Source organism: Marinobacter sp. S0848L (assembly GCF_023016065.1).
Classification (GTDB): Bacteria; Pseudomonadota; Gammaproteobacteria; order Pseudomonadales; family Oleiphilaceae; genus Marinobacter.
Map to the genome: position 1 here is coordinate 1 of NZ_JALKAQ010000019.1, position 7129 is coordinate 7129.

The 7129-nt window shown below is 50.4% G+C and carries 8 protein-coding genes and 1 pseudogene; 1 reads left to right on the forward strand and 8 read right to left on the reverse strand.

The annotated features are described in order from the left end of the window. The 3 genes and pseudogenes from MWU64_RS15120 to MWU64_RS15130 form a co-directional block, all read right to left on the reverse strand. Positions 1 to 314: pseudogene (locus tag MWU64_RS15120) on the reverse strand (transposase); the annotation flags it as partial. Positions 315 to 407: 93 nt separating this feature from the next. Next, a complete protein-coding gene (locus MWU64_RS15125) occupies positions 408 to 1109 on the reverse strand; it encodes an RES family NAD+ phosphorylase (RefSeq protein WP_247065288.1) in 702 nt (233 codons plus the stop codon). Beyond that, positions 1109 to 1516 (reverse strand): antitoxin Xre-like helix-turn-helix domain-containing protein, encoded by a 408-nt coding sequence (locus MWU64_RS15130; protein WP_247065290.1) that lies wholly within the window; start codon positions 1514 to 1516, stop codon positions 1109 to 1111. Before MWU64_RS15130 ends, MWU64_RS15125 begins: the two co-directional genes overlap by 1 nt. A gap of 791 nt (positions 1517 to 2307) precedes the next feature. On the opposite strand from MWU64_RS15130, the gene MWU64_RS15135 reads away from it, so the two are divergent. Further along, positions 2308 to 2823, forward strand: a complete 516-nt coding sequence (locus MWU64_RS15135; RefSeq protein WP_247065292.1) for a hypothetical protein — start codon at positions 2308 to 2310, stop codon at positions 2821 to 2823. Positions 2824 to 2876: 53 nt separating this feature from the next. On the opposite strand, the gene MWU64_RS15140 is transcribed toward MWU64_RS15135, so the two are convergent. The 5 genes from MWU64_RS15140 to MWU64_RS15160 form a co-directional block, all read right to left on the reverse strand. Beyond that, positions 2877 to 3638, reverse strand: a complete 762-nt coding sequence (locus MWU64_RS15140) for an amino acid ABC transporter ATP-binding protein (protein ID WP_247065294.1) — start codon at positions 3636 to 3638, stop codon at positions 2877 to 2879. Then, positions 3635 to 4309, reverse strand: coding sequence for an amino acid ABC transporter permease (locus MWU64_RS15145; RefSeq protein ID WP_247065296.1), 675 nt, complete (start codon positions 4307 to 4309; stop codon positions 3635 to 3637). The genes MWU64_RS15140 and MWU64_RS15145 overlap by 4 nt, the downstream gene beginning before the upstream one ends. A gap of 25 nt (positions 4310 to 4334) precedes the next feature. Further along, positions 4335 to 5090: an amino acid ABC transporter substrate-binding protein gene (locus tag MWU64_RS15150; RefSeq protein ID WP_247065298.1), complete on the reverse strand. Its 756-nt coding sequence runs from the start codon at positions 5088 to 5090 to the stop codon at positions 4335 to 4337. Between the two features lie 190 nt (positions 5091 to 5280). After that, entirely contained in the window at positions 5281 to 5742 is a 462-nt protein-coding gene (locus MWU64_RS15155; RefSeq protein ID WP_247065300.1) for an EAL domain-containing protein, read from the reverse strand. Next, entirely contained in the window at positions 5721 to 6728 is a 1008-nt protein-coding gene (locus MWU64_RS15160; protein WP_247065302.1) for a sensor domain-containing diguanylate cyclase, read from the reverse strand. Before MWU64_RS15160 ends, MWU64_RS15155 begins: the two co-directional genes overlap by 22 nt. Positions 6729 to 7129 lie beyond the last annotated feature (401 nt).

A 7129-nucleotide genomic window follows, 5' to 3' on the forward strand; every position in this document is an offset into this window, starting at 1 on the left:
TTTCTGGCTGACGGCTTTCTGCGCCATCTCACGGCGACGAGACGGCTTTACCACTTTTTTTCGATGGCTTCCTTGAGGATATCAGCCTTCAGTCGTTCCTCGGCATACATCTTCTTGAGTCGGCGATTTTCGTCCTCTAGCTCCTTTAGCCTAGACATCATGGACGCATCCATACCACCGAACTTGGCGCGCCATTTGTAAAAGCTGGCGCTACTCATGCCGTGCTCACGACACAGCTCCGGAACCGGAACACCGTTCTCGGCTTGCTTCAGGATCGACAGGATCTGGCTGTCGGAAAAACGTGACTTCTTCATGCAGAATCTCCTTGCGTGTAGCTTACGGAAAATTCTACTTTTAAACACCGCTGTTTTTCGGGGGGGATTACCTAACCTCCCTCACAAACTGAATCAGCAATGGGTTTCCCGAGAAGTGATTTTACAGATGTCGATAATCTTGCGACCATCGATCACGAACTCGTAGTGAGCCGCCTGCACAATGGATTCGACACCTCTTGGCGTGAATAGTCCCCAGCAGGTTTTGCCCGGGGCTCTTACTGACCAATAGGCCAGTCCATCGGAGCCGTCTTTTCGAAGCTCTCTACCCAGCATGTGTGATTCTGCATAGTTATCCGAGTCGTATATGCCATCGGACAGGGGCAGGGTGGTCGCATCGTGAATGGTTGAGCTCGAAAATGTGCAGGCCAGCCCACGGAACACGAGTCGGTCAAAGGCCAGATCTTCAATATTGGCGATATACTTCCCTTGGTGGTAAGCAACTTCTTGAATGGCCGTTTCCATTTCGTCGGCCATATACAGCACGCCGTATTCACCATTGCTGAAACGACTTCCGTCCGGCGCAATATGTGTAAACGCAGCCACGGCATAGGAACAGCCCGGAATGCCCCACGGCACTTCGGCAATATCCAGATAATCCAGATTGCCGACTTCGGATGACAGGCGAGGGTTGGTAAGGGCCTGCAGTTCGTACAAATCCTCGAAATCCTCGGCGCTGGCAACGTCCTCAAAAAGATCGATGGTTGGCAGTTTGGAATTGATCAACCGGTACGCCTTTTGATGCGTCAGCGATGTCACTGGCAGGCTGCCCCCCATTACCAGAGCCCTCCTCGAAGGGTATCAATCCGCTTATACGTCTCGTACAGCGCTCCAAAATCTCCACTCTCTATCACTTCCAGTGGAGTGCGGCCGTGGAAATAGGGGTTATGGTTTTTTTTGCTCATGAAACCATAAACATTATCTCGGTTCTCAAACACGATCCGCAGCGCCTGGTGCATGTTCAGTAGATAGCTCAAACGGGTCAGCTGGTCACGATCAAGGCGAGCCTGGGAAGGATCATTCCGATACTTGTAGAACGTCGCCTTGGGCAAGCGAAGAATAGCCATGGACTGCTCTGCGGAGCATCCCCATTTTTCAAGGATATTCAAAACCGCTTTCAGACCCGCAGAACCCATGCGCTTCAGGTCGGCGTGCTTGTGTGTGCTGAAATCAGATGTATTCATGCTCGATCTCCGTAGAGGCAATTATTTTAATATGTCCCACTATGGACGGATCCTGAAGAAATGTCTACAAAGAGACGATTGGGCTGCTCCTCTCCGAGAGGCACCGTCTTAACTAAACCTCATGACCTGCCCCTAATCTTTAACCCAACGGATTCTTGGCCTAAGTGAGGAGGCCAATGATCGCTGCAAGCGCCACAAGGCTCAATGTTAGCTTTCGGAATAGGTGTTCTGGCCCAGAGATGATTAGTCTGAAAGTTGAAGGCTGTTAAGGGGGCTCAAAGGGCGCATGTTGGGGTTTCTTGAAATTACTTCAGGAGCTGCAAAAAGCCCAAAATATATGGCGACAAAATAAACGTAACCCATTGATTGTGAACTACCCAAAAGCGGCAAATTTAGCTCATGTTTAAGTTGAATAAATTACCATAACTTATTGATGCTTTTATTTTTATCGTTTCATTTTTGTTCGACCTGCAACTCCGTGTACGCTGGTTCGATTCCGACCCGCGCCTCCATTTTTTACCATTTTATTTCAATCGCTTAGTATTTTGCGGTCTTAGCCGGCGTGTCGATGGCGACAGAATGGCTACATTGATTTCATTTTCTTCCTGTGTCTCTCGTCGACTTCAATAATGAACAACCAATTACCTTAGCGTCATTTGGACACAGCTAATTCCTTTGCTACGTTGGATGTATGACAAGCGCATTCGAAGCAACGCGCTTCGAGAGTTAGTCGCGTGCACCAGAAGAGCGCGCCGTGTATGGCGAGCCCGTTCGCATACAGGAGGCACAGGATGTCTGACCCAATGCAGCTAGGAGAAAAATTCTCTCATAAGATTGCCGCAGAGTTTGACGACGAAGTCGCCGCGACCAAAGCGGTAGATTGTCTTGCTTCCGCGGGAATACCAGCATCTCAAATCAACGTTGTGCGGCCCGATGACCCTGATATGGCAAGAAAAGTAGAACCTGAGGTTCAGGGGGTTGCACGTTCTCTCGTCAAAACTCACGTTAGCTTTGGCATTGTGGGGCTTGTTGTTGGGCTAGTAATCGCCACTGTATTGGTCCTGGTCGGGCCTGCTCTCACGCAGTCGAGCCCGCTAATGACGTATATCGCGTTTGGTTTCCTGTGCCCGGTGTTAGCACTATTGCTGGCTGGGGTCGTCTCCATCCGCCCGGATCACGATCCGGTCATAGAGAAAACGCGAAAGGCCCACAACACAGGTCGGTGGACGGTGGTTGTTCACTGTGAGAGTACCGATCAGCAAGAAACGGTCAAAAAAACGATGGGTTCGGACATACAATCACTTTAAAGCACCACAGCTTGTCCGTGCTGCAAATTCCTGCTGCACCCATGCCGTTTGGCTCAGGAGTGGTTCGGGATTGCCGGATTTGTGGCCAGGATCTTTTTCAGGAAATCTTTTGTACGTGGATCTTTTGGATTCTGGAAGATTTCGCTGGGCGGTCCTTGCTCAACTATGCGGCCGCCTTCTACAAAGATAACGCGGTCCGCTACATCGCGTGCAAAGGACATCTCGTGGGTGACCACTAACATGGTCTGGCGTTCCGCTGCCAGCTGTTTCATCAATCCCAGCACTTCCTCTACCCACTCGGGGTCCAAGGATGATGTCGGTTCATCAAACAGGATGACTTCCGCACCGGCAGCCATCGCACGGCCGATCGCGACTCGTTGCTGCTGGCCGCCTGACATGGAGGCGGGGTAGGCATCTGCCTTCTCGTCTAGGCCGATTTTAGCCAGTATTTCGCGTGCTTTTTTCAGCGCTTTTTCTTTCGGCCATTTGTCGACCACCAACAAACGCTCTGCGATATTTTCGATAGCCGTCTTGTTGGCGAACAGAGCGTAGTTCTGAAAAACGAAGGCGGTTTGTCGGCGCATCGCGAGAATATCTTTGCGGCTGGCACGTTTCGCGTCCACGGAGAGGTTGCCAACCGAGATAGTCCCGGAGGTCGGATCCTCAAGGAAGTTGATGCAGCGGAGCAAAGTCGACTTGCCGGTGCCCGAGGGGCCAATAATCACGACGATTTCGCCTTGCTCGATCGTCAGGTCGATCTCGTCAAGAACGACCGTATCGCCAAAATGTTTGCTCAGTGACGTTAGCTTTATCATCGGCTGTAGGCCTTGTTCAGGCGGATTTCGAGATAGTTCTGCAGTTTGGAGAGAATTTCCACTACGATCCAGTACATGATGGCGGCGACAATAAATGCTTCAAAATAGAGAAAGCTTCCCGCAGCTTCTTTTTGTGTCGCGCCCATCAATTCGGTCACCCCTAAAGTGAACGCGAGGGAGGTCGCTTTGATCATATCGATGAAGTAGTTCATCAATGTGGGGAGGGCTACGCGGGTTGCCTGCGGGAGTACAATTCTACGCATCAGCTGACCGTTGGTCATGCCGATGGACAAGGCGGCTTCCGTTTGGCTGCGGTCCACTCCGACGATCGCCGCCCGAATAGACTCGGCCATGTAGGCAGCGAAGTGCATGGTCAGTCCCATGATGGTAGCGGTGATGCCATCGATGACGGTGAGAGCACTAAAGAGTTGCGGCAGACCGTAATAGAAGAGGAATAACTGAACCAGCAAAGGTGTGCCTCGGAAAAACGAGATAAATACGATCGTTAGCTGATTCAGTACCGGAATGCGCAGTACCCGTACGACTGCAAAAAGACAGGCGAGGATCAGCGCGAACACCATACCGATGCCTGCCAGTTGCAGAGTGAGTGGCAGGTACCTGAGTAATACAGGTACCAAGCCAAGCATGTACTCGACGTTCAACACGTCCATAATGAGTCAGTCCTCGGTGAGCCGCTCAAGGCTGAGTTATGTCGGTGCCGAACCATTTTTCAGAGATGGACGCCAGTGTTCCATTTTCACGCAGGGTCGCCATTGCCTGGTTCACTTCGTCCCGAAGTTCGCGGCCGGCTTCATTGTCGTGGAACGGGTAAGCATTTTTAATCTGCGAGAAGGTTGGTCCGGCCAGTTCAAGGGGAAGAGGTTTCTCTTTAATGATCTGGCTGGCGCTGACTCGGTCCATCACGAAGGCGTCTACACGGCCTAGCGCGGTATCGCGCTCAAGATTGCTTTCGTAAGTTTTGATGTTGATTTGATCGGCGTAGGGGAGTTCCTGAAGAAGGTCTTCAAAGTTAGATCCCAGGTTAACCGCGACGGTTTTGCCTTTCAGGTCTTCCACCGACTGAACCTGGGTATTTCCTTTTTTGGTGACTACCTGCGCACCGTCGTAAACATACGGATCACTGAAGACATAGGCTTTTTGACGTTCCTCTGTAATGGTGATCTGGTTTGCCACCGTGTCGATACGACCGGACTGCAGCATGCCAAACAGGCCAGAGAAATTGGCCGTTTCGTACTGAACTTCACGCCCCATTTCCTCGCCGATCGCGTTCATCACATCCACTTCGAAGCCTTTTAGTTCGTCTTGCTCAACAAAGGTAAAAGGGAAATAAGAGCCGGACATCCCAACTCTCAGCGGGTTATCTTGTGCCAGCAGCGGCATGCTTGCGACCAATGAAATAGTCAACAAAATTTTGGACAATAGCGCTTTCATAAGACCTCCTTCCGGCCAGATTCTGATGGTTTCTACCCGCAATTGATTATTAATAGAGATTGAAGTGAACTTTAACAGCTACCTATCGGCTGGTACACCGGGATCCGGTTTCGCTATAGATAAGCGCAGGAAGTTTCCTGATATCGGTAATCGGCAGCGCTTTGGAGAATAGGTAGCCTTGTAAGGAGTCTCAATCAAGGTTCGCAAGGTTCGAATACCCGGTACCAAAATCGTCGATGACGACCCTGACGCCCAGTGCCCGCAAATCCTGCAAGCGCCTGACGGATTTATCTGTGTTGGTCATTAAAGAGCTTTCTGTTACTTCGAGCTCTAGTTGCCGAGGGTTGAGCCCGCTGATCTGTAGGACGTGTTCCACTTCCTCAATAAAGCCGTTGCGTCCGAAGTGGGCAGGGGAGATGTTAACGGCAACGGTTAGAGCGCGCTCCCGAGAGGAATTTAGTTCATAGATGTCTTGGCAGGCCCGCCGAAGCACCCAGCGCTCGATATCAATGATTTGTCCGGTCTTCTCAGCCAATGCAATAAATTCTCGTGGCGACATCAAGCCGCGGCTGGGGTGTTGCCATCTGACGAGAGCTTCTAATGATTGTATGGCCCCCGTTCTCGAATCTACTAAAGGTTGGTAGTGCAGCACGAGGGAATTGTCGTCGATTGCCGCAGCGAGCTCGTGGCGGAGCGATACGTGTTCGAGGACAACTGAGTTAGAGTCTTCCGAATACCAGCCCCATGTGTTGCGGCCTTGATTTTTGCATCTGTCACCGCAATGCAGGCGCGTTGAATCCAGGTCGCGCTATCTTTGTTGGCGCTGTTACGAAACGCAATGCCAATACTTGCGGTTATCTGGAGTGTTTGTTGATCAATGATGAAAGGGCAAGAGAGTAGATACAGGTAGCCTTCTGCAATTTGAAGCGCAATCTCCTCATTAGGAATATTAGAAAGGAGCAAGCCAAACTCGTCGCCGGCAAATCGCGCCAGGAAGTCTCCGGGTTGTAGTCCCTCGCTCATTCTTCTTGCGGCTTCCTGCAGCAGCTGGTCGCCTATATCGTGACCAAGGTGCCGGTTGACGGAGCCAAAATCGTCTAAATTGATAATTAAAATTGCAGAGAGTTGCTCGTCTCGCTGCTGAGCTTTGCGAATATGGCTTTCAAACGTTGAACGATCTGGTAATCCGGTAAGTATGTCCGCGCGAGTCTGTTCGCTCGTGGCTGTTCGTTGGCTGGATCGATCCTTTGCTATGCCGTGCAGGCCAATTACAGTGCGATCGTTAAAGATTGGGGAAAGCCTGACTTCTATTAGAGAGTCACCGTAGTCGCTTCGATAGGTTCTGCACTCGAATCTAGCCTCCGATCCTTCGCGTGCAATTCGCAGGGCTTGGTGCAACTCGCTGGCGCATTCTGGACGAGTCAGTTTTTCAAACAGCTGCCCCACAAGAGCGGAGTTGGTTGTCGCAAAAAGCTTTTCGAATTTACCATTGACCGCCGTGAAGCAGTCGTTTTGGTCTAGCTCAAAGAATGCGTCGGGGTAGAGCGCTAAAAGCGACCGGTAACGTTGTTCATCTATATGAGAAGTCGGGGCGCTCGGGCGCGTAATGAACGCGGAGTCTTTTGGTTGGTCTGACATGAAGGTTTGTTCTTTGATTATATTTATAGCAGCAACGTATCATTTGGCTTAGACTAGCGCCATATCGTAAATCGCTTTTTGTAAGTGTTCTGGTTGTTTTTTGTCCGCATTGATTGCTTAATAAACGATTGTGTATCAGCGAGTTGCGGGAAACCGAAATAAAGCGAAATCTTTTGAGAATACATGTTGACAGGGTGCGAGAACGCTGTAGAATTCGCCCCACTGTTGAGCAACGAGACGCTCAAACGCTCTTTAAAAAGTTGACCAAGTAATTCGTGTGGGCGCTGGCCGAGGTATTTCAGATACGAAATATCAGGACAGTGACTCGTCGAAATTGAGTTTTGTCTTGAGCAAGAATTAAGAATCTACGGATTCTTGTATGATTTAAACTGAAGAGTTTG

Bases quoted from the DNA above. Each gene is read 5' to 3' on its own strand.
- MWU64_RS15125 (WP_247065288.1), bottom strand. From the start codon at position 1,109: ATGGGGGGCAGCCTGCCAGTGACATCGCTGACGCATCAAAAGGCGTAC.
- MWU64_RS15160 (WP_247065302.1), bottom strand. From the start codon at position 6,728: ATGTCAGACCAACCAAAAGACTCCGCGTTCATTACGCGCCCGAGCGCC.
- MWU64_RS15140 (WP_247065294.1), bottom strand. From the start codon at position 3,638: ATGATAAAGCTAACGTCACTGAGCAAACATTTTGGCGATACGGTCGTT.
- MWU64_RS15150 (WP_247065298.1), bottom strand. From the start codon at position 5,090: ATGAAAGCGCTATTGTCCAAAATTTTGTTGACTATTTCATTGGTCGCA.
- MWU64_RS15135 (WP_247065292.1), top strand. From the start codon at position 2,308: ATGTCTGACCCAATGCAGCTAGGAGAAAAATTCTCTCATAAGATTGCC.
- MWU64_RS15145 (WP_247065296.1), bottom strand. From the start codon at position 4,309: ATGGACGTGTTGAACGTCGAGTACATGCTTGGCTTGGTACCTGTATTA.
- MWU64_RS15130 (WP_247065290.1), bottom strand. From the start codon at position 1,516: ATGAATACATCTGATTTCAGCACACACAAGCACGCCGACCTGAAGCGC.